At 44.4% G+C, this 23112-nt stretch carries 18 protein-coding genes and 2 tRNA genes; 13 read left to right on the top strand and 7 right to left on the bottom strand.

Annotated elements, in window-relative coordinates:
- Position 1: 1 nt before the first annotated feature.
- The 4 genes from N4A56_RS02785 (at position 2) to N4A56_RS02770 (ending at position 3177) form a co-directional block, all read left to right on the top strand.
- Positions 2-451, top strand: coding sequence for a universal stress protein (locus N4A56_RS02785; RefSeq protein WP_293668440.1), 450 nt, complete (start codon positions 2-4; stop codon positions 449-451).
- A gap of 228 nt (positions 452-679) precedes the next feature.
- Positions 680-1795 carry a histidinol-phosphate transaminase gene (gene hisC / locus N4A56_RS02780; RefSeq protein WP_295544927.1) on the top strand — a complete coding sequence of 372 codons (1116 nt, stop codon included), beginning with the start codon at positions 680-682 and terminating at the stop codon, positions 1793-1795.
- Entirely contained in the window at positions 1785-2447 is a 663-nt protein-coding gene (gene cmk / locus N4A56_RS02775; protein ID WP_295544925.1) for a (d)CMP kinase, read from the top strand. Before hisC ends, cmk begins: the two co-directional genes overlap by 11 nt.
- A gap of 226 nt (positions 2448-2673) precedes the next feature.
- Complete coding sequence (locus tag N4A56_RS02770) at positions 2674-3177, top strand: FxsA family protein (protein ID WP_295544922.1); 504 nt, start codon at positions 2674-2676, stop codon at positions 3175-3177.
- 64 nt (positions 3178-3241) lie between these two features.
- Here the strand turns inward: N4A56_RS02770 and N4A56_RS02765 are convergent, their stop codons facing one another.
- Both N4A56_RS02765 and upp read right to left on the bottom strand, forming a co-directional pair.
- Positions 3242-4483: a uracil-xanthine permease family protein gene (locus N4A56_RS02765; RefSeq protein WP_295544919.1), complete on the bottom strand. Its 1242-nt coding sequence runs from the start codon at positions 4481-4483 to the stop codon at positions 3242-3244.
- A 198-nt stretch (positions 4484-4681) separates the two neighbouring features.
- Positions 4682-5308 carry a uracil phosphoribosyltransferase gene (gene upp, locus N4A56_RS02760; protein WP_293668433.1) on the bottom strand — a complete coding sequence of 209 codons (627 nt, stop codon included), beginning with the start codon at positions 5306-5308 and terminating at the stop codon, positions 4682-4684.
- 125 nt (positions 5309-5433) lie between these two features.
- Here upp and coaE point away from each other — a divergent pair, with 125 nt between their 5' ends.
- The 3 genes from coaE (at position 5434) to N4A56_RS02745 (ending at position 9102) form a co-directional block, all read left to right on the top strand.
- Positions 5434-7035, top strand: a complete 1602-nt coding sequence (gene coaE, locus N4A56_RS02755; RefSeq protein WP_295544917.1) for a dephospho-CoA kinase — start codon at positions 5434-5436, stop codon at positions 7033-7035.
- Positions 7036-7114: 79 nt separating this feature from the next.
- Positions 7115-8440, top strand: coding sequence for a potassium transporter TrkG (locus tag N4A56_RS02750; RefSeq protein ID WP_295544915.1), 1326 nt, complete (start codon positions 7115-7117; stop codon positions 8438-8440).
- An 11-nt stretch (positions 8441-8451) separates the two neighbouring features.
- The gene (locus tag N4A56_RS02745) at positions 8452-9102 is read left to right on the top strand and encodes a TrkA family potassium uptake protein (protein WP_293668428.1); all 651 of its coding nucleotides are present in this window, start codon (positions 8452-8454) and stop codon (positions 9100-9102) included.
- Between the two features lie 188 nt (positions 9103-9290).
- Here the strand turns inward: N4A56_RS02745 and N4A56_RS02740 are convergent, their stop codons facing one another.
- The 3 genes from N4A56_RS02740 to N4A56_RS02730 form a co-directional block, all read right to left on the bottom strand.
- On the bottom strand, positions 9291-10364 hold the full coding sequence (locus N4A56_RS02740; protein ID WP_293668426.1) for a two-component system response regulator: 1074 nt from the start codon (positions 10362-10364) through the stop codon (positions 9291-9293).
- 149 nt (positions 10365-10513) lie between these two features.
- Entirely contained in the window at positions 10514-15514 is a 5001-nt protein-coding gene (locus tag N4A56_RS02735; protein ID WP_295544914.1) for a response regulator, read from the bottom strand.
- 164 nt (positions 15515-15678) lie between these two features.
- Positions 15679-16407, bottom strand: coding sequence for a transporter substrate-binding domain-containing protein (locus N4A56_RS02730; protein ID WP_295544913.1), 729 nt, complete (start codon positions 16405-16407; stop codon positions 15679-15681).
- 401 nt (positions 16408-16808) lie between these two features.
- On the opposite strand from N4A56_RS02730, the gene N4A56_RS02725 reads away from it, so the two are divergent.
- The 4 genes from N4A56_RS02725 (at position 16809) to N4A56_RS02710 (ending at position 20281) form a co-directional block, all read left to right on the top strand.
- Positions 16809-17576 (top strand): rhomboid family intramembrane serine protease, encoded by a 768-nt coding sequence (locus N4A56_RS02725; RefSeq protein ID WP_293668421.1) that lies wholly within the window; start codon positions 16809-16811, stop codon positions 17574-17576.
- A gap of 137 nt (positions 17577-17713) precedes the next feature.
- Entirely contained in the window at positions 17714-18511 is a 798-nt protein-coding gene (locus N4A56_RS02720) for an ABC transporter ATP-binding protein (RefSeq protein WP_293668420.1), read from the top strand.
- A gap of 2 nt (positions 18512-18513) precedes the next feature.
- Complete coding sequence (locus N4A56_RS02715) at positions 18514-19674, top strand: SufD family Fe-S cluster assembly protein (protein WP_293668418.1); 1161 nt, start codon at positions 18514-18516, stop codon at positions 19672-19674.
- A 157-nt stretch (positions 19675-19831) separates the two neighbouring features.
- On the top strand, positions 19832-20281 hold the full coding sequence (locus N4A56_RS02710) for a hypothetical protein (RefSeq protein WP_295544911.1): 450 nt from the start codon (positions 19832-19834) through the stop codon (positions 20279-20281).
- A 106-nt stretch (positions 20282-20387) separates the two neighbouring features.
- On the opposite strand, the gene N4A56_RS02705 is transcribed toward N4A56_RS02710, so the two are convergent.
- Positions 20388-21986, bottom strand: a complete 1599-nt coding sequence (locus tag N4A56_RS02705) for an NFACT RNA binding domain-containing protein (RefSeq protein ID WP_295544909.1) — start codon at positions 21984-21986, stop codon at positions 20388-20390.
- Positions 21987-21992: 6 nt separating this feature from the next.
- The gene (gene dksA, locus N4A56_RS02700; RefSeq protein ID WP_293668413.1) at positions 21993-22355 is read right to left on the bottom strand and encodes an RNA polymerase-binding protein DksA; all 363 of its coding nucleotides are present in this window, start codon (positions 22353-22355) and stop codon (positions 21993-21995) included.
- Between the two features lie 499 nt (positions 22356-22854).
- On the opposite strand from dksA, the gene N4A56_RS02695 reads away from it, so the two are divergent.
- Both N4A56_RS02695 and N4A56_RS02690 read left to right on the top strand, forming a co-directional pair.
- Positions 22855-22929: transfer RNA gene (locus N4A56_RS02695), tRNA-Gly, on the top strand.
- An 89-nt stretch (positions 22930-23018) separates the two neighbouring features.
- A tRNA-Gly gene (locus N4A56_RS02690) sits at positions 23019-23093 on the top strand.
- Positions 23094-23112 lie beyond the last annotated feature (19 nt).

Here is a 23112-nt window from a genome sequence, read left to right as displayed (position 1 = left end):
TATGGTTGCTATAAAAAAGGCTGTTGTGGCTGTTGATTTTTCTGATGAAAGTACCTACATCGCAGAGTATGCGAAGCTTTTTGCTGAAAAATTTGATGCTGAACTTATTGTTGTTTATGCGGCTCCTTCCCTTAATCAGTACGTAGGCTTTCATGTACCGCCAAATACAATTGAATCCTTTGTGGGAGAAATTGTTACTGGTGCTGAAAAAAGCATGGAAAGCTTCCTTGAAAAACACTTCGCCGGTATAAAAACGACAGGTAAAGTTGTGACAGGATTTGCTGCGGAAGAGATTCTGGAAATTGCCGATGATGAAAAAGCCGATCTCATTATTATGGGAACACACGGCAGAACAGGTATCGACAGAATTTTGTTTGGCTCTGTTGCCGCAAAAATCGTACGCGGCGCGGACATTCCGGTTCTTACTGTACGACCGGATTTTGACAAGTAGCACCCTGCCACTTGCGATATACATTTTAGTAGTCTATTCAAAAGGACGGCTCCTTGCGGGTCGTCCTTTTTTGTTGTGCAATTTTTCTTGCACAGCGCGCTCAACTATTGTCCGGCTAACTGACTTCCGTGTGCTTTTTTGCAATTGTAACATTATATATAATAGCCAAATTAAGCACACGCAGTATGTCAAAACGTATTGAAAAAAATTTGGGAAAAGGGGCAATACATGAGCTCAAAAGTATGTGAAGCTATTCGTGCTGAGGTTAAAAGCTTTTCGCCCTACACGGCAGGAAAGTCTATCGACGAAGTCAAAGAAGCGTACGGTCTTGATTCCATCATCAAACTTGCGAGTAACGAAAACCCGCTGGGAACATCCCCACGAGTTCAAGATGCTATCAAACTGTATGCAGATCACGCATTCCGTTACGCTCAAGTAGGAACCCCGCATCTTATCGAAGCCATTGCACAATATTTTCATATTCCCGAAGACTCCATTGTTACTGGAAACGGTTCTGATGAAGTCATCGATATGCTCATTCGCGTAAAAGCGACCCCCGGCAAAAACAATATTGTTGCGTTTGATCCATGCTTTTCCATGTATAAAGTCCAGTCTCGCCTGTGCGGTATAGAATTTCGTCAAACCCCACTACGCGATGACTTTACGTTTGATTGGGATAACTTATTGAATTTGGTGGATGAAAACACTTCTATTGTATTCATCACAACCCCCGACAACCCTTCCGGCTACGCCCCACCAGTAGAGGAAATTATTTCCCTCCATTCTAAACTTCCAAAAGAATGCCTGCTGGTTGTAGACGAAGCGTACATGGATTTTGCGGAAAATTTAGACTCATATTCCATGCTGCCCCGCTTTACAGAATATGAAAACATTTGCGTGCTGCGCACATTTTCTAAATGCTTTGGGCTTGCAGGGTTGCGCCTCGGGTTTGGTGCTATGCACCCAGACCTTGCTGAATATCTCCGTCGTATCCGTGCCCCGTTCAACGTTAATATTCTTGCAGAACAAGCTGGCATAGCAGTTCTTAAGGACACCCCGTTTATTGAAGAGACACTGCGGGTCACACGCGAAGGGCGCGAATATCTTACAAAAGAACTCACAGCGTTAGACTTTAACGTCTATCCGTCTCTTGCAAACTTTATTATGGTAGAAGCACCCGTTGATGGCAGCTACCTTAATGAGGAATTGCTTAAACGCGGACTTATTATTCGCCCACTTGTAAAAGGGTATAATCTTTCTAAACACTTGCGTATTTCCATAGGCACAGCCCGCGAAAACCAAGTACTTATTTCTGCTCTCAAGGAGATTCTTAATGCAGAATAACCTGCGCGTCGTTACTCTCGACGGTCCCGCTGGTGTAGGCAAGACAACTCTTGCCAAACGTGTTGCTCAAGAACTTTCCATTGCCTACCTTGATACCGGAGCTATGTTCCGCATCTTTGGCTGGAAATTTGGTAAATCAGCACAAAATATGTCCGAAAAAGAACTCGAAGACCACATTGCACAGTATTCGTTTTCTCTCTCAGGAATCGGATTTGACTCTGTGCTCTCCGTAAACGGTGCACCTGTCGGTAACGAAATCCGTACAGAGGAAGTTGCAGCATTGGCATCTTCTGTAGCTAAACTGCCCGCAGTCCGTAATGCACTCAAAAGGGTTCAACGGGAAATCAGCACACAAACATCACTTGTGGCAGAAGGAAGAGATATGGGTTCTGTTGTATTTCCCACCGCGAAATACAAATTTTTCCTCGATGCAACAGCAGAAGAACGTGGTGCACGGCGCTTCAACCAATTGCAAGAGATGGGAAAAGAAGCTGACCTTGACCGCATTATTGAGCAGATAAAAGAACGTGACTTGCAAGATAGAACCCGCACAATTGCACCGCTAGTGGCTGCAAAAGATGCCCACATCATCGACACTACTCATTTGGACATCGACGGAGTTTTTGATTCAATCATGAATTTTTTTGATTAACTGCTTACCTGCTTTCTGTACCCATAAAAGCTGTCTCCTCTTCTCCGGCATAGTCCGGTGAAGAGGTTTTTTTATGCAAAAATCTATAAAACACCTTGCCAACAAACTAATATAGTTGCGTTAGTCGCTATAACATCTTTTCACACCAACTTACGCCTTATTGTGGCATAGTGACGCCGTTGTATTCGTTGTATTCCCTTCTTTTTTCCGTAACCACCATACTATTATGAAGCCCATCCTTACCGAGGCAGAACTACATTTTCTGCTGAATAAAAATGAAATAAACGAGGCACAATTACGACAGGTAAAACGCCTTGAAACATGTACAGCTGTCCTCAAAGCTATACATGTATTGTATCCAATAAAACTGTATAATTATCTCGCATTGTTCTTCTTTTTTTCTATAATCAACCCCCTTGAACATACGCTTATTGCTCCGTCGTCACCACGCCTCATCCTTTTATGCCTTACTCTTTTCACAAATTGCATCGGTCTTATTATCCTTAAATATAACGGCTCAGAATGGATTACAGCTAGCCTTGCCAATATGCAGATTGGTCTGCTGCCCCCCGCAACTGCATATCGCTCTGCAATAGTCACGGTTACCGCAGTCCTTTTCCTGCTACCAGGAATTACCTTCAGCCTACTTGGTACACTACTGCTTATTCCCCACGTGACAGCACTACTGGCAAAGTATCTGCAAACAATTATTCTCCATAAATTTGAATAAAAAAACGCCCCTGCTGCATATCCTGCAACAGGGGCGTTTGCCTTACTTGGACGGTAACTTAAGGCTATGCGCGACTTTTTGGCAGAATGAGGTTCAGAATAATACCGATGATACCGGCAAGACCGATACCTTTAAGGCTGAATGCACCAGCATTGAAGGTCATACCGCCAACCCCGAACACCAAGATAACTGCGATGATTGCAAGGTTGCGTGGTTCCATAAGATCCTGACCTGCGCGAACCAAAGAGTTCATACCTACAACAACAATTGTACCGAAGAGCAGCACAAGAATACCACCCATTACAGGAAGTGGAATAGTTGCAAGCAGCGCACCGAGTTTACCCACAAAAGCCAGACACATGGCAACAAGAGCAGCCCATGTCATGATTCCCGGGTTGAAAGACTTTGTCAGAGCAACTGCACCAGTAACTTCAGAGTATGTTGTGTTTGGAGGTCCACCGAGCATGGAAGCAAAGGTTGTTGCAATACCGTCACCAAGCATAGTGCGGTGAATGCCCGGCTCTTTGATGTAGTTTTTACCAGTAACAGCACCGATAGCGAGAACATCGCCCACATGTTCAATGGCAGGAGCAATAGCCACTGGAACAATGTATACCACGGCTTCCCAGTTCCACTCTGGTGCAACAAAATCAGGAACAGCAAACCAAGGTGCATTCATAACCGGAGTAAAATCTACAATGCCGTAACAAAGGCTTAAGGTGTAGCCTACACTGATACCGCACAGAATTGGAATAAGGCGTAAGATACCTTTGCCGCACAGTGACACCAGAATGGTTGTCCCAAGTGATGCCATTGAAATAATAAGTGCTGTAGCTTCTGGAATAAGCTGTACTGCGCCATCGCCAGTTTTACCAAGAGCGCTGTGCACTGCAACAGGTGCAAGCATAAGACCGATAACCATTACAACCGGACCAGTTACGATTGTAGGAAGCACACGCTCAAGAATCTGAGGACCCTGCACTTTAATCAGAACAGAAAGCCCCATGTACAGAAAACCGGAAGCAGCAAGACCGCACATGGTTGCTGGAATGCCCCAAGTCTGTACCCCGTAAATAATCGGCGCAATGAACGCAAAAGAAGATGCAAGAAAGATTGGTACAGAACGTTTGGTAACAAGCTGGAACAGCAAGGTACCCGCACCGGCAGTAAAAAATGCCACGTTAGGATTAAGCCCTGTGAGCAGCGGCACCAACACAAGTGCACCAAATGCAACAAACAACATCTGTGCACCAAGAAGACAATCTTTAAGCCTAAAAGAGTATTCTGTATTTACGTTTGACACCATTCCCTCCTACGTTGAGTCTTTATGACTCATAATTCAACACAAAAGCGCAACACATTGATATAAAAGACTATATCCGCGCTAACACCTATTCTGACCGCCCAAAAAAAGAGCACCCTTCCCCCGAGTTCACAGCCTTTAAAAAAAAGGACTGAAACAGGGGGGTCAAATGCTCTTCCCGTTCAAAAACGGATCGAAACGCTATTTGGTTCCGAAAATCTTATCACCAGCGTCGCCAAGACCTGGTAAAATATATCCATGCTCATTGAGTCTTTCATCCACAGATGCAGTGTAAATATCTACGTCAGGATGCGCTTCAACAACACGCTCAACACCTTCTGGTGCTGCAACGAGGAACAGACCGATGATTTTTTTGCATCCAGCTTTTTTCAACAAATCGATGGTCGCGATAAGAGTACCACCGGTTGCAAGCATTGGATCCAGAATAATCGCGGTACGCTCTTCAATGTTCTTTGCGAGCTTAACGTAGTATTCTTCAGGCTCAAGAGTTTCTTCATTACGGAACATACCCACAACGCTAACTTTAACGCCAGGGATCATATCCATAATTCCGTCCAGCATGCCGATTCCGGCACGAAGGATAGGAACTACGGTAGCTTTCTTTCCTTTAATCTGGTCTACTTCTACAGAACCAGCCCATCCTTCGATGGTGCATTTCTCAGTTTCGAGACTTTTGGTTGCTTCGTAGGTAAGAAGACGACAAATTTCATTGGAAAGTGCACGGAATTCTGCAACAGAGATATCTGCTTCACGAATTCGTCCGAGTTTATGTTTGACCAGCGGATGGTCAACCACGTAAACAGCCACATCGGCCTCCTTGAGCGATTGCTTGAAAAAAGCGGTCTTATTGCCAAGACCGCGCCTAAACGAATGACATATACTCTAACTAATCGCCAATGGTCAAGAAACAAAAACAATAAGCTAGAAATATTATGACAACACCCGAAGAATACAGCGATTTTTCTAAATTCGAACTCCTTGTCCCGACACACGCCGACGGCAGCAGACTCGACAAAAACCTTGGTGATGCCCTTAAAAATGAAGCAGTTAGCAGAGAAAAAGTAAAAAAGCTCATCAAAGACGGTTTAGTGACCATTGATGGTAAAATTTGCAAAAAACCGAACACAAAAATTTTTTCCGGCATGAAACTTACCGTAAGTATGCCTGTTGTCCACAACACAATTATTCCAGAAGAGGGGAATATCGATATCCTTCATCGCGATGATGACCTCATCGTCATCAACAAAGAAGCAGGGCTAACTGTACACCCTTGCCCAAGCTGTCCTGAAGGAACCCTTGTACACCGCCTTGCTCATAGCATTCCAGAAATCACACAGATGGAAGGCTTCCGCCCCGGTATTGTGCACCGCATCGACAAGGACACATCCGGACTGCTTATTGTTGCACTGAATGAAAAGACCCGACTTGCCTTGTCAGAAAAATTTGCAGCACGCACTATTTCCAAAGAATACCTTGCGCTGGTGCATGGCACTCCCCCAGCTTCCGGTGAAATTTCTGAACCCATCGGACGCGATCCTAAAATGAAAATCCGCATGGCTGTTGTACCCAACGCTAAAGAAGCGCATTCGGAATACCGCACACTCTACTCTGACCCTAAAGGTAAATTCTCTTTAGTCGCTATCAAAATCTTTACAGGGCGCACTCATCAAATCAGAGTACATATGAGCCATATTGGATATCCTCTCTGGGGTGATACGCTGTATGGCGGCGGAGTGAAAGACGATTCGCCTCTGGCACCATTTGCTTCACGCCAGATGCTCCACGCTTGGAAGCTTAATTTTGAGCACCCTACCACCAATGCGACTATGTCTTTCACTTGCCAGCCACCAGAGGATTTTACAGCACTAATTGAACGACTGACTCTTTCTGTACAGCGGGTTGCACTTACCGGAATGCCCGGCTGCGGAAAATCTGTAGTGCTATCTGCCCTTGCTGAAAAAGGTATTGCAACATGGAGCGCCGACGCTGTTGTCCACAAACTCTACGAAAATGGTGCAGATGGCTGGTATGTATTACGTGGTCGGTTTGGCACTGATGTATCTCCAGACGATGCGCCCGTTAATCGAAGAGCCTTACTCGCCAAGATGCAAGAAAAACAATCCAGTCGGAATGAAGTTGAGCAGCTTATTCATCCACTACTTCGCCATGACCTTATGCTCTTTTGGAAAAAACATGCAGCGGACCCGTTTGCAGTCGCTGAAATTCCTCTGTTGCATGAATCTCACTGGGATCGCGAGGTAGATATTATAGCTGGTGTGCGCTGTGATTCCGAAGCACGGCAAGGCAGATTACAAAACATTCGCGGCTGGAGCGATGATCTCATTGCAACTATGGAATCATGGCAATGGTCAGAAGAAAACAAGATGAATGCATGCCATATTATTCTTGAAAACAATGGTACGCTTGAAGCCCTCAATAAATCTGTCGATAAATTTATTGAAGCAGTAATGCGTGTACGTGCCAAAAAATTACAACAAACTGTAGAGGCTATCACGACACTGTGGAGTGAATAACTCCACGTATTGTAACAAATTGTGCAAGGGGTATTTTCTGCCTCTTGCACACCACACCATGTAGGCGTATTGCACCAGCATGACGAAAAAGACACTACTTCCCTTTATTCTTCCTGTCGCAGCGTTCATTACTGCAATCATCGCTGGCGCTGCATTGCTGCATAAATTTTCAGTGTCAACAGTAAGCTGGGTAGATGCGTTGTTTACGGCAACCTCTGCGGTATGCGTAACAGGCTTATCAGTGGTTGATCCTGCATCAGCATTGACAAGCGAAGGACAAACAGCACTTCTTGTCCTTATTCAGCTTGGCGGACTTGGCATCATGACCTACTCAAGCCTAGCCCTTTACTTACTCAGAAGACGAGTAACCCTGACAGACAGGCTTGCAGTAGGACAGGCGCTTCTCCATAATACCTCTTTTGATCTCGGACGCTTTTTACTCCGACTTGTCGCTATGACCTGCACTATCGAGATCGTAGGAGCTATTCTTCTCTACTTTTTTGCAGATGGCAGATTCACGGTCTTTTCAGCTATTTTCCATGCAGTTTCTGCATTCTGCAATGCCGGATTCTCATTATTCCCTGATAGCTTACTAAGCATGGCAACCAACACGGGGGTCAATTTCACCATCATGCTGCTCATTATTCTGGGCGGTTTAGGGTTCGCTGTATTGGATGAAATCCATTTATGGCTCAGGCAAGGCAGAACTCGCCGCCTTACATTCATCACAAAAGTAATTTTATCTACCTCGGCTGTTCTTATTTTTGGCGGAGCACTGGCATTGTTTGTTTCACGCATATCCTACCTCCCAGAAGAGCCGTTAAGCACCTCACTGCTTACATCACTTTTCCAGTCAGTATCCGCACGCACAGCCGGATTCAGCACTGTAGACATGTCGGAAATGACGAACCTCTATTTGCTATTTATGATTTTTTTAATGGTCATAGGAGGTGCACCCGGTTCATGCGCTGGTGGGATTAAAGTGACAACCTTTCGTGCTCTCGGGGCATTTATGCTCGCTCAAGTTCGCGGGCGCGAACAAGTTGTCATCGACAACAAAGCCTTGGATGCAAAAACGATTAATAAAGTAGTATCCCTCATTTTTATCGCTACTATCATTATCTGCCTTGCTACAGTTGCACTCAATCTGACAGAGGGCGGCAACCTTTCGCACGGTGAGTTGCGTGGACAATTTTTAGAAATATTTTTTGAAGTTGTTTCAGCATTCGGAACCGTAGGACTCAGCATGGGATTGACAGCAAAATTAACTACCGCAGGAAAATGTGTGCTGATTATTCTTATGTTTATTGGACGAATCGGTCCCATTTGGCTGCTGACAACACTCCAACAGTTTCATTCAAACCTCCGGTACAAGGTACCGGAAACAGACCTTCCTATCGGTTAGGAGCATAGAACATGACGAAAAAAGAAGTCGGAATTATTGGACTTGGCAAATTTGGCAGCGCACTCGCCGAATTTTTATCCGACCTCGGACACACTGTTATTGGCGTGGACAGCTCCTCCAACGCTACAAAAAAAGCTGAAGAATTCCTTTCACAAACATATCAGGCAGACGCAACGGACGACAACGTACTCAAGCAACTTCGCTTTATGGACCTAGATAAAGTCGTGGTCAGTGTAGGCAAGTCGATGGAAACGTCTATTCTCATCGTGCTTAATCTTCAAGAAATGGGAATCAAAAACCTTGCTGTAAAAGCAATCAGCCATGAACACGCAATAGTACTCCGCAGGCTTGGTGTTGAGACGGTAATCCAACCAGAACGTGACGCAGCAAGCCAATTTGCTCACCGTATAGCAAACCCCGGCATGCTGGATTTGCTTCCCCTAGGTGGGAACATTTTATTGCAGGAATTAGAAGTAGATAATTGGGCTGGCAAAAGCCTTATTGACTTAGGATTGACAACGTTTGGCGTCATGGTTGTTGCCATCAAAAAAAAGGGAGACAAAGATTACGAGTTTGTCCCTGCTGCTGACAGAGTGTTAGAAGAAGGTGACACGCTTGTAGCTATCGGCAAAGAGTCGGACTTGCTTGAGTTAGAATCATAACGCACTGCATTTTAATTCAAAAACTTTTGCTGCATAATTAACAATCCGCACAACATCTTTCTTCTACGCAACATCAAGTGTAATCTTACAATGACACAACGAAAAAAGGATGGAACTCAACGTTCCATCCTTTTTTATGCATAATTGATAAACAATCACTAAATCTCAATATAGCGTATACAAAATTATTATGTACCTACGCCCAGCATGTGTGAAAAATTCTTAGTGCCGGTCACCGCAGATTCTGCATATTTGTTTTTAATTTCAAGTATGGCTGGCAGCTCTTTGATAAAAATATCAACAAGTTTTGGATCAAAGTGCTTGCCTGCATTTTCTTGAATAAACGCCACTGCATCTTCAACAGCCCACGCCTTTTTGTACGGACGTTCGGATGTAAGCGCATCAAAAACATCTGCAACTGCGACAACTCTGCCGGAAAGAGGAATGTCTTCGCCAGAAAGGTTAAATGGATAGCCGGAACCATCCCATTTTTCATGGTGCGTCAGCGCAATCTCCCGCGCCATAGAAAGCAACCGCGAAGGATGATTGCCGATAATTTGGGCACCATACTCAGGGTGCATACGCATAATATCCCATTCTTCACTGGTAAGCTTACCCGGCTTACTCAAAATTGAATCTGGAATACCAATTTTTCCTACGTCATGCATGGGTGACGCCTGAAATACAAGCTGAACCCATTCACTGTCTGCATCAAGCTGCTGAGCAATGATGCGGGAATAGTGACTCATGCGGATAACATGCAAGCCAGTTTCATTATCTTTATATTCAGCAGCCTGTCCCAAACATTGAATAAGTTCCAAGCGAGTGTTCTGCAACTCCATTGTCCGTTGCAAAACAAGCTCTTCCAAATGATGTTGCTGATCGCGCAATGCTAACTGCGTGCTGACACGAGCTTTGACAATAGCAGGTACTACGGGCTTGGTAATGTAATCAACAGCACCAAGCTCCAGCCCTAAGGTCTCATTATCCGCAGAATTTTTTGCTGTAATAAAAATTATTGGAATTTCTGCTGTTGCAGGATCAGACTTCAACCGTTTGCAGACTTCGTATCCATCCATAAGCGGCATGACTACATCAAGTAGTATCATATCCGGTGGAGGAGTGCTGCGGGCGATTTTGAGCGCTTTTTCGCCTGTCCGGGCAGCTTTTACTTTATACTGCGAATGCAAAATTGCACGCAGAATTTCTATATTTTCCGGTACATCATCCACTACCAGAACTGTTAATTTCTCTTGGTTCACAGAACAGCCCCTATGCCTATCTACGTTCATACCAAACCAAAAGCGGCACGCTTTTATGTTGTAAAACTGATTGATATATAATTTTATTCCCTTTTCAAGGGAAATTTGTCCATTTTCTCCATTTTTTTTACACAAACAACGTTTTTTTACTATGCGGAAAGCTCATTAACATCTATTTCGAGCTGTTCCAATAGAGTAAGAGCACTCTCAAAATCATAATCCCGAACCATCTCTGCCATACTGCGAACCACTTCTTGCAGATCAGGCGCTCCTTCCATATGACGTTGAATCTCCTCAATCATATCAACAGCATCAGTATCATCATCTGCAAGCAAAGCTCGTAGTTGCAACAGTTCTTCTTTTAACACTTCATTCGATAATGGAATTTCAGACACAACCGGAGCCAGTACAAGTTTATTCCGAATATCTGTGACTGTTACAGCCAACACACTTCCCAGCGCGTTTATCAAATGGCGCTGCATTGCAAGTGCCTGCTCTTCCTGAATGCCAGACTCCAGCTCTGCTGCCAGCTCCTGAATTTTTGTCGCACCGATATTGGCGGCAACGCCCTTCAAGGTATGAGCTTGTCTGCTTACGGCTTCAATATCTCCATTTTGCAAAGACTCATTAATTTCTACGCTAAAATCTGCCTGTGTTTCTGCAAAACGAATCAGTAACCGGCGAAGCAATGCCTTATTCTGCTGACAAACACTCAACCCTTTTTCAAAATCAACACCATGAATTTCTGGTAATTCTTCATCTGCATACTCACCGCGTACAGGAGCAGCCGTTGAATTTTCAGGAGTAATCCATCGCGCCATTTTGCTAAACATATCTACAAGTTCGAGCGGCTTAGCAATGTGGTCGTTCATTCCTACCGCAAGAGCCTTTTCTCTATCAGAAACCATAGCGTTTGCAGTCATTGCCAGTATTGGCAATTCTGCAAATCTAGCATCTTCACGTAAGGTTTGTGTCGCTTTATACCCGTCCATCACAGGCATCTGACAATCCATCAAAACACCGTCAAATGTATTATCATTCAAAATATCAATGGCTTCCTGCCCGTTTGCCGCAACCGAAACACTCATACCGTTGGTTTCAAGCAATTCAACAGCAAGCTCCTGATTAACCTCATTATCTTCAACCAGCAGAATTTTTGCTCCTGCTAACTTCCGTAACGCGGCATCGATAGCATTTCGACGCCCTGTACTGTGTTCGTCAACAACATTAGGTACACCTTTTATTGAAGAAAGAGTTTGTAGCAGAGAATTTTTCGTCAACGGTTTTGTGACACACGCGTTAATAATACCTTGCTCAGCAGCATCCGCCGCAACTTCACGACCAAACGCAGTCACCATCACAAGGTCAGGACATATACCGCCGTTGTACTCTTCTTTAATCAGCGTTGCCGTTGTCACACCGTCCATATCCGGCATCCGCCAGTCTAGGAAAATAGTTTCATATTGCTCTGCTTTAACAGACTCGCGGACAAGCTTAACAGCTTCTTTACCGCAGGCGACAGCATCTACTACGAACCCTGCCTCCGTAAGCATAGAGCTTAAAATTTCCCGAGAGGTTTTACTGTCATCCACTACAAGAACTCGTGAGCCGTTAGAAAGCAGTACAGGCTCCTGCACAGCACTATCTTCATCTAAGGTAAGCAAAACATTAAAGGAAAAAGTCGCACCTTCTCTGTAATTACTGTCAACCCAGATTTCTCCCCCCATGAGTTGTGCCAACCTGCGGGATATAACAAGCCCTAAGCCCGTTCCACCGTATCGACGGGTTGTTGAAGTGTCACCTTGTGAAAACGACTTGAACAGCTTGTAAATCTGCTCTTGCGTCATTCCTATGCCAGTGTCTTTCACGGAAAAAAGGAGTTCCAAGTCAGCACCATCAACTTTTACCACATCAATGCTAACGACAATCTCACCTTCTTCCGTAAACTTCACAGCATTATTACCAAGGTTGATTAATATCTGTGTCAGTCGTAACGGGTCACCAATCATCTTCAGAGGAACAGCGGGGTTAATTTTGAAAAGCAGCTCAAGCCCTTTTTCTTCGGCATTTAATCCCACCACGCCTGCAACATCCTGCATGACGTCATCCAGATAAAACGGCACACCTTCGATCTGCATTTTGCCAGCTTCAATTTTGGAAAAGTCTAGAATATCGTTGATAATTCCCAACAAAGAATATGCTGCGCGGTGTACTTTTTCTATAAAATTCCGCTGCCTTCCATTTAAATCAGATTGCAACGCAAGGTGCGACATGCCGAGAATCGCGTTCATAGGCGTACGAATTTCATGGCTCATGTTTGCCAGAAACTCACTTTTGGCATTAGAGGCTTCTTCTGCTGTAATTCGTGCCGACTCTAATTCCTGCTCCATTCGCTTGCGCAGTGTAATATCGGTGAAAACAACTACACAACCTTGGATTTCTTCTTCATTAATTATAGAGCGACAAGTGTATTCTACAGGGAATACATGTCCCGATTTTGCCTTAAAAAATTCATTCTGATGAGTACTTGTGTGCCCTGTGTACAATGCTTGATAAATTGGTGATGTTACAAGCCCTGAACTTTTTTTAGAATCCGCATTAACCAGCACCATCTCGAATATTTTCTTTCCGGTGATTTCATCATGCGAATACCCTAACAATGATGAAGCAGCATCATTGGCAAAAATAACTTCACCGTCGGTGTTGAGTCCCACTAACCCCTGCCCTACTGAAGTTAATATAAGACGCCACTGTTTTTCCAGCTGCCTCAAATCCTGCGTCCGCTCAAGCACCTTGTGTTCAAGCTCTTCCTTTGCCTCCAATAGACTCCGGTTTGCCTTTCTGCCGATACTCAACGTGAAAAGAATCGAAGGAATGGTAAACGACAGCATCAGTATCATCATGGTGATAACGCTATTTTTAAAGCGGAAATACTGCTCCAGAACTTCGTTAACCTTAACTTCGGTCACCAGCCCTATTTCCATCCCCCCAATCCAGCGGGCAAGTCCGTAAACCTGTTCTCCTTTGTAATTCCTATACTTCACAAGACGCATTCCATCTTGCACTTCAACACTAGACATTGAATTAATTACAAACGGTACATTCACATTGATAAAGGCATTTAAGTGAGTATTAGCGTCGTCGATTTCTACTGCGCTTTTAGATGCACGATGTTCATACAATATATTGCCTTGTGCATTTACAACAAACATTTCCCCGTGCTGCTCAACGCTACCTTCTTTAATTGATAAATGAAAATTTTCATCTACATCCAGCAACGCAGCAATAACCGCAACAGGCTTACGCTGTTCGTCCATAACAGGAATCAGCAAATACATTCCACGGCTACTGTTCCCTGTAACCGGATCTCTAAAGTAGCAAGGCGGCACAAACACTGTTTGCCCTTTCAAGGCACTTTCAAACAGCTTAGGGTGCTTATCTGCAAGGTTTCCTCCCTCACACACTCCAGCACCCATAATTACATCACCTGTAGTGGACAACAAAACACGTCCCTGATCGCCAGAAAGCGCGCGGTATTCACTCCAGTAGCCTTTCAGGCTTGCTAAGGCTTGCTGATGTCTCAAAGAGTTTTTATCAGAAACGGAGTTCATTACCTCCTCAACAATAGAAAAAAACTCTGCCCTGCCAGCTAAATATTGCAACATTCGCGAATGTACATCTACCATACGCAGCAAGCGTGCTTCAGTTGCCTCCAAGCTGAGGTCTAAAGAATATTCTTCTTTACGCAGAATATCTTTTTTACTTTGATCTAAAATAAACCACGACGTTCCAGAACAAAAAAGGACAAACATTCCGATAGCAAGCAACAACAGCTGAGCGAATTTATTTGACCCGAAAGCCAGCCCTTCGTCCTCTTTGAAACTTTTATTGAGCATGCGGACGATATGAAACAGCACAAGTAACAAGAAAAGAAAAAGAATAGTAAGCAACGCTACATTCTTTTCCAGTGTCTTTTCTACTTTTTGCCTGTGCGATATTACACTTTGCGCTAGAATATAGTGTTTCGTTATTTCATCTTTTTCTGCTTCAGTAATTGAATTTAACGCTTTTTGCAGAATCGAGTGCAGGTAAGGTTCATGCTTTCTGGTAACAAAGTGTAGCGACTGTGAGGGAAATTCATTCTGTGAAATAGCTTTTAATCCAGTCAAGCTATTCTCTTTTTGGGCGTACAACACTGACATATGAGCATCAATCAGTGCATCTACTTCATGATTCAAAAGTGCCGCTATAGAGTCCACAAGAGTAGGCGTAGTAACGACTTGTATACTTGGATATCGCTTCGCGAGTACCTTTTCCATTAAGTACCCTTTGACTATTGCAACCTTTTTCCCACGTAAGTCACTAATCTTTGTTATTCTTTCATCATCTTGCCGAACAAACATAAAATCTCGGACACTCATAAACGGAGTGGAAAAGTTACCAAGAGAGTCGCGTGATGAATGGTAATAAAGGTTAGGAAGCAGATCGATTTCACCATGCTCATACTTCCGCAAAATTTCAGCGAATTCTCCCCCTCTAAATTCGAAGCGGACAGGCACGCGTTCGGAAATTTTTTGTATTAAATCTACGATAATACCTTTAGGCTGTTCCCCTTGAGTAAAGTAGTTGAATGGAGGAATCTGCTCAATTCCAACTGTGACTACGGGGTGCTCTTCAAGCCATTGCTGCTCATTATTCGTCAGCCAAACATCTCTTTTACCCTTCCGCACCATCGTTGGATCGTCATAAAACAACTCAAGGCGCCCGATAATGGTATCATCGTAAAAAATTGACGAAGTATATTTAGGATACTGTTCTGCTATAAGAGGAATTTTTTCATTGAAAACATGATGTCTGCGCGCTCTATAATACGTAAAAAAAGATTCACCGGTAATAGTGTCTACTACACGTAAGGCTTTGATTGCGGGCGTTCGTTTAATAATTACAGAAAGTGTCCCTTCAAGCTGGATTTTATCAAGATTATATAAAAAAACCGCACTCAAATGCGATAATTCTGTCGCAAGTTCAGAGCCATTCTGACCTGATCTTGCATATGCTTCATCCGGGCTGGCATATGCCGTAGGAACCGCCGCTACCAAAAGAACGGATACCATCAGCAACCAAAACACATTCTGTAGAAATTTTTTCAACGTTCCACCCACTCGTGAGTCCTGCTTTCACTGCAACTACAGTACATAATCTGGACAATCTAGGAAGCGAATGACCCCAAAACACTACCTCGAATTGTTCCCATGCACATTACTATAAGGTCTCAAAATTGAGAGCTTGTAATTCTTTTTATCTATTGGAATAATTAATTATATTTCTGTAACAGTGCTGCCAGCCTTCCATCTTTTTTCATTCTGGCTAGTGCTGCATCAACTCTTGGCAACAACTCCGCTTTTTGCTTATGCAATCGCATTCGCAATTTATATGTTGCAATCGGCTTTGAGGTCGTGAGGTTATAAATTTGCCCTTCTTTCAGATAACGAAATGCGTCGTATGGCATCACCGTGTAGTCACATCTATTTTTATTTATCATTTTAAGCAATTGCGCCTCAGACAAAAGAGCCTGACGATACGTTTCGCCAACAAACTTTGGTTTATTGAACCCAAGAACACCACAAAATTTTCCTGCAGAAGGCACATTCCTTGCGTAATCAAAATTGCCCTTTGAAGCGCCAATTACATATACTTCTTTCGATTCCATAAACGGTTCAGAATAAATGGAAGATTCCGCTTCATTCCGAGCAGTGCGCCACTGGGGATCTATACCCATTTCAACATCTACCTTGCCCACAACCATATACAACCGCAGACGAGCCATTGGCAGCGCTTTGTAAATAAAATGAATTCCGGTTTCTTTTTTCAATTCGTGCAAAATATCTATAAATATTCCTTGGTAACCTCCGGCGTCATCTTTCCAAAAATATGGCGGTCTATCTACATTCATTAACCCGACGACAAGCGATTCAGCCCTTGCATCCAATGAATAGCTGCAAGCGCTTAGCGCTAGTATGAGACACAGTAAAAAGCGTTTCATTGTGTCCTTACCCCCGTCATATTACTTATGATAACTGCACGACAATTGTCCGGTACAAACAAGCATCTTTTTTCAAATACATAACCGCTACAATAGGTAATCTATTGCGCAGTTTCGCGCGGTATCGAAACTACAAATAAAAAGTTATAAAAAAAACGGACTTTCTATCGTGACTGTACGTTTTTCACTTTTTTGTTACATTACAGAACCTTGTACATAATTTTACTAGAATATCAAAGCACTAATCCATTGTAACTGCATAATATTTTTTCCTCAACTCCTTAGATGCTTTTTATTACAACCTTTTTTACTGAGCCGCAGTGAATTTTAATGCTTTTTGATTCTTTCTACAAAAAGGTGATTGTACTAGGCAGCATTACAAGATTGGTTTATCGTTAGGCATGATTCCACTCCATGACTCTATCCCGCGTGTCCATAAGCCATACATGCTTTATGCCATAATTACAGCATGTTCTTTTGTTTTTTTATTTGAACAAATATTATCTGAACCGCGCCTGACAGAGTTTTTTTATCTGTACGGCGTTGTCCCTGCCCGTTTTACAAACACGGCGTGGGCAGCGCGCATGCATTTTCCTCCTGATGCAGAATATGTTTTCATCACGCACTTGTTTATTCACGGCGGATGGATGCATCTCATTTTCAATATGTGGTTTCTGTGGATATTCGGTGACAATATTGAAGACGTTATGGGACCACTGCGCTTTCTTTTGTTCTATATTACCTGCGGCATTGTCGCCATAGGGGTTAATATTATGTTCAACCCGTCCAGTACTACCCCTGTCGTCGGGGCATCTGGAGCCATTGCAGGCGTTATGGGGGCATACTTTCTATTATATCCGCATGCAAAAGTTCTTACACTCATTCCAGTCGTCATCATCCCTTTTTTCTTCAACCTACCCGCAGTGTTCTTTCTACTGCTTTGGGTTGCCATGCAGATTATCTTCGGCATAGCCACATTAAGCGGACATGGCAGTTCTGCTGTTGCATGGTGGGCACACGCAGGAGGCTTTGCCTGCGGTTTTATTCTGCTGCCTTTTTTCCGCAAAAAAGATCGATGCTATTACTGCACAGTACCGGAAGGAACCCCTCCGGTTCGCCCGCAACTTATCCTCCCAAAACCGAGTGATTTTCGTACCCCTAAAAAGTGATAAGCTACCACTCACCAACCTTTTGCGATCATTCAGTATTGAAAACACGATTGACTTGAGCCGATTGATGCCTCATAACTGGACGTCCAGTTACACTTGACGTGACTGAAAAAGAATCCCGTAAGGACGGTTCTCCCATGCTTGAAATTAAAAACCTTCACGTTAACATCGGTGATAAAGAGGTATTGAAAGGAATCGACCTCGTTATCGAAGACGGTGAAACGTTTATTTTGTTTGGCCCGAACGGCTCCGGTAAAACAACGCTGCTCATGACTCTGATGGGCTTCGGAAACTACACAGTGACTGAAGGTCAGATCATTTATAAGGGTCAGGACATCACATACGCTCCTATGTATGAACGTGCCCGCCTCGGCATCGGTATGTCCTTCCAGCGCCCTCCTACAATTCATGGTCTCAAAACAAGCCACCTTGTACGCATGTGCGGACAAGGACGCGAAGTTGACGTTGAAGCACTCGCTCAGAAAGTTAACTTCAGCAATTTCCTTGATCGCGACATCAACGCTGGATTCTCCGGCGGCGAAATAAAGCGCTCTGAAATGCTTCAGCTGATGGCACAGCGTCCTGATCTGATTTTATTTGACGAACCGGAATCCGGCGTTGACCTTGAGAACATGGCTCTTATCGGCAAGACTGCACGCAACCTGCTGGACGGTCTTGCTCAAGGCTGCACCATGAAAAAGGCAATTCAGCGTTCTAACACTTCCGGTCTTATTATTACCCACACAGGTCACATTCTCGAATACGTAAATGCAGACCGCGGTCAGGTAATGTACAACGGTAAGCTGTGTTGTGAAGCGAACCCGCGTGACATTCTCGATCATATTTCCAACCACGGTTATCAGGAATGTCTGCGTTGTCTTTCTGCTGAAACCGGCGAGATTCTTGATCTCTCCAGCTTTAACGAGGCTTCCTAGACATGAAAAAACTTGATCTCTCCCAGTACCGTACTGATGGTGCTACCGAAACTACTATCGAAGACTTCTCCGGCTTTTCTGCTGAAGATAAAGAACGCCTGTTATTTGCTGGCATAGATGTTGAGAATCCAAGTGACTCCGGTGCATTCATGCACTTGAACCACTCCGGTGTTCACTGCAAGACCCACCGTGAAGGTCTTGAAGTTATGGACATCAAAGAAGCGCTTGATAAATTTGACGGTCTTCCAGATTACTACTGGCAGCTTGTTGACAAAGATAAAGACGAATTTACCAAAGCAACTGCTGAAAACCTGCATGGCGGCTACTTTATCCGTGCTAAAGCAGGAACAAAAATTACTGAGCCTGTTCAGTCATGTCTGTTTATCGACAAGGCTGGAATCTCCCAGAACGTGCACAACATCGTTGTTGTTGAAGAAGGCGCAGAGCTTCACATTATCTCCGGCTGTGCAACAGCACACGGCGCTAAAGAATCTGCTCACCTCGGCATCTCCGAATTTTACGTTCACAAAGGCGGCAAGCTCACCTTTACTATGATTCACAACTGGAGCGTTGATACAGCTGTACGTCCACGCTCTGCCGGTGTTCTCGAAGAAGACGCGGTATTCCTTAGCAACTACGTTCTGCTCAAGCCTGTAAAAGACTTGCAGATGTACCCTAAACTTACCCTCAAAGGCGAAAACTCCGTAGCACGATTCAACTCTGTAATCGTTGCACCGGAAGGTTCCTACATCGACTGCGGTAACCGCATTGAAATGCAGGCTCCAAATACTCGCGCAGAAATCATCGCACGCACACTCACCACAGGTGGTACTATTATCAACCGTGGTTACATTGGTGCAGAGTCTGTTCCTGCCCGTGGTCACCTTGAGTGTAAAGGTCTTATCCTCGGCGGCGGTCGCATCCACGCAATCCCTGAACTTGATTCCGATCAGGACGGCGTAGAACTTTCGCACGAAGCTGCTGTAGGTAAAATTGCACAAGAAGAAATTGAATACTTGATGGCTCGCGGTCTTGATGAAGACGAAGCGACCTCCACCATCGTTCGAGGCTTCCTCAACGTGGACATGGAAGGTCTGCCTAAAGAGCTGCAAGACGCAATTGAACAACAGATCGACGAACTTGATGCAGGCGACGCAATGTAAGCTGCCCTGTTTCTATCGAACACAAAACCCCTCTGAGGCAGCGCTTCAGAGGGGTTTTTATATAATTAGCACAAAAACAATACTAGAATGACAACGCAGCAACGCTGTACTATTTCATAATACTATTTTCACGGGATAGTACGTACAGGAGTTCACCATGAAATGTTTTGCCACCGCTTTTTTTGCCTTCATATGCACATGTATGCTGTGCTTTAGCCAACCTGCCTTTGCTGATGACCAATGCATTGACTACGCAAAGCCACTGGCAACCACCGCGCGCTTGCTTGCCAAATCTATTGCTGCGACAACAGAAGCACTCGTAGCTCTCAACAAACGAGCAAATGCTAACGACATTACATCGTTCAATGACTTTGTAGAATCAGCTCAGGAGCGCTCTGAAGAAATGGTCGAGACGCTTAACGAACAGCAAGAGCGCATTATGGAGCGGGCAGAATCCACCACCGATTACACTCTTTGCAAAAAAGATTTACAAGACGAAATAGATACGCTGAAGGAAAGCACTGCAAAAGCCCAAAAGTTACTGATTGAACTTAAGGACTCTATAAAAGATTTGCTGGACGAATTAAAAGGAGCTTTTTTCGGATAGAGGGCTATTTTGCAAGCATATCACCTGCTCTGCTCCCCTACCTCTATCGCGATAGCCATTGATCTATACCATGTCTGTAGGTGTGTCGGCACAATGGCAGGCACACCTATATGCTTGACTTCAGTGTTTCTTCCAACTCTGGGTTGAGCTTTACGAGAACGGAACCTTCTGCTTCTGCACGAACCTTACCAGCAGCAGCGCCTTTTATTTTTCGTACGTTCTTGACTCGTGCAAACATAACTCTTGCCTGCTCGTCCTCACGCTGCCAACTCTTAACCCCCACTAAAATAGCAGCTTCCTGCAATGTCTGCTCAGGAATTTGCTGATCCGGGTAATCAAGGTGCAACACAAGGTGTGCACTCGGGCCGTCTTCTGCATGAAACCATAGGTCATACGAAGAAACACGATTTAAAATTTCATGGTTCCCCTGCGCATTACGCCCACGCAACATAAGAAAACCATCAGAACTTCTGTAACGCTGAATAAATTTATCTTTAGCCTGACGCTTTTGCTGACGCTTCAGTGCACCACCTGTCAACGGCTTAATCGCCTGTGACTTAGGTGCATCTTCTTCTCCACTCTTAAGACGTGCATATTGCATTTCTAAAACATGACGTCGCTCAGCAAGCATATCCATACCGCGCTTGCCACGCCTTGCCTGCTTAAACATAAACGCCATATTTTCACGAATAGTTTTGCGTGGATCAAGGCTAATCGTACAGCTGCTCCCTGCCGCCATGCCTTCAATTCCTTCCGGCACAGAAAGCGTAATTGAAGACAGCTTAGAATCTGCATCAAGCTGCCACAAATTTGCCTGCAACAGTACGGCATGTTGCTGCCCAGCTATCATGCGCTCTAGCCGATCTTTTTCCTGATTCAATCTGGCAAGAGTCTTTTTTGTACGTTTTAATGCGGCAAGAACAGGTTTTGCAGCAGCCGCAGCTTGGGATTGTGCAAGCTCAGCAAACAGCCGCATCTCACCAATGGCTGTTGCAGCCTCAAGAGCCGTTGCCACCCGCTGCTCTTCACGCTTTCCAAGCAGGCTCTCTGGCAATGGCCACACATAGGCATCTGTAGGCTTACCATCTTTAGTATATAAATACACTTCGCCAAGCTCGTTAACCTCTTCCGCCGTCGCTACAACGCCGTATCCATATTCAAGATCAACAAAAAGTGCTTGTGCATCCATAGGGTCATCGTGAAGAAGCGCTGCCAGCGTTTTACGCAACGGAGGCGTAAGTTGCGGATACTTGCTCCACACATCACTACTGGCGAGTACTTGCGGCAAGTCTTCCGGCTCACACCATTCCGGCTCATATCCGCCCCACTCCGGCTTTTCTTTGGCAATGCTTACGCCATTGCACAAATCAAGAACAAGCCACGTTGTCGGGGTAGTTGTTAACGGAAAAGCGAGGCGACGGTTACTCCAGTCTACAACAGGTGCTCCCAGTCGTTTACCGGCAGCATACTTGCGTAGCCACATGGATTTTGCAGAAGGATTATCGGGATTAACAGGACGTTTGTCGCTGAGAAAAAGAAGGGGAAAACGGCGACCGGCCTGAAGCAGAAGATTCTGTTTCCGGCCGGTGCGGTGTATTACTATTGTAGTTGTATCGGGTGCTGGCTCAAAGAACTTCTCTATACGTGCACCAGTAAGATGCACAGCAAGTTCCACGCACAACCGCCGAAAAAAATGTGCTTCCATTGTTTGCTAGTCAGCGCGCTGGCGCTCGTCCTCTTCCTGTTTGCTTTTGCAATTAATGCAAAGTTTAGTAACAGGACGTGCTTTAAGTCGTGCAATACCGATGTCTTCACCACATTCATCACAAATGCCAAAAGACCCCTCGTCAAGACGAGCAATAGCAGAACGAATCTTTTTAATAAGCTTGCGTTCACGGTCACGAATACGCAATGTAAACGCGCGATCAGATTCCGCGGTTGCACGGTCTGCAGGATCTGCAAACATTTCGCTGTTGTCTGTCAGATCATCCAGAGTTGCGTCACCTTTTTGCTGAGCTTCTTCGAGCATATCATTAAGAAGCTTACGGAAGTAATCAAGATCTTTCTGTTCCATGTATGTCCTCCTCGGCATCTCTAAACCGAGACCGCCATTCTCATAACGGTCAAAACTACACTGCAAATAACGCCAAGAGTGTGGTCGTATGCGCATTACCATAAAAGAAGAACAACCCAATAAACTAAAATATCTCAAAAAGCAAAGCTCTCGTTATGAGTTATAATATGTTTGGAAAAATTGCGTTGTATCCTGATAAATGTAGCTTCAGAAGGCAAGGTTACCATGATTATTGAATACCTCAAACGCATTACCGGAGTTAATCATATATACCACCGGACAAATGCATTTTCCTTCTACTCTACCTTAGCATGCATCCTTTATTATATATTGCCCCACCATCCCCGCATACTCACTACATAAGAGTGCTAATCTATTTTAGTAACGCTTTAATGACAATTTACAGAAAAAAATAAAAAAAACTCTTTTTTGCTTGACCAGTGTGCAACCTCTGCGTATACACCTCACCCGTTGGGACGAACAAGTTCCTACGCAACGAGCGGGAATAACTCAGTGGTAGAGTACAACCTTGCCAAGGTTGGAGTCGCGAGTTCAAATCTCGTTTCCCGCTCCATTAAAAATTTACGCAGCAGATAATTTAGGACTTGATTATAACAAGAAAGTTCCTTAAAAAGCTGACTGCATTGCTGAAAAGCATTACGAGCGGGAATAACTCAGTGGTAGAGTACAACCTTGCCAAGGTTGGAGTCGCGAGTTCAAATCTCGTTTCCCGCTCCATTAAAAATTTACGCAGCAG

The sequence above is a fragment of the Halodesulfovibrio sp. genome, assembly GCF_025210605.1.
Taxonomy (GTDB): Bacteria; Desulfobacterota; Desulfovibrionia; order Desulfovibrionales; family Desulfovibrionaceae; genus Halodesulfovibrio.
This window is presented reverse-complemented; position numbering and strand designations above follow the sequence as displayed.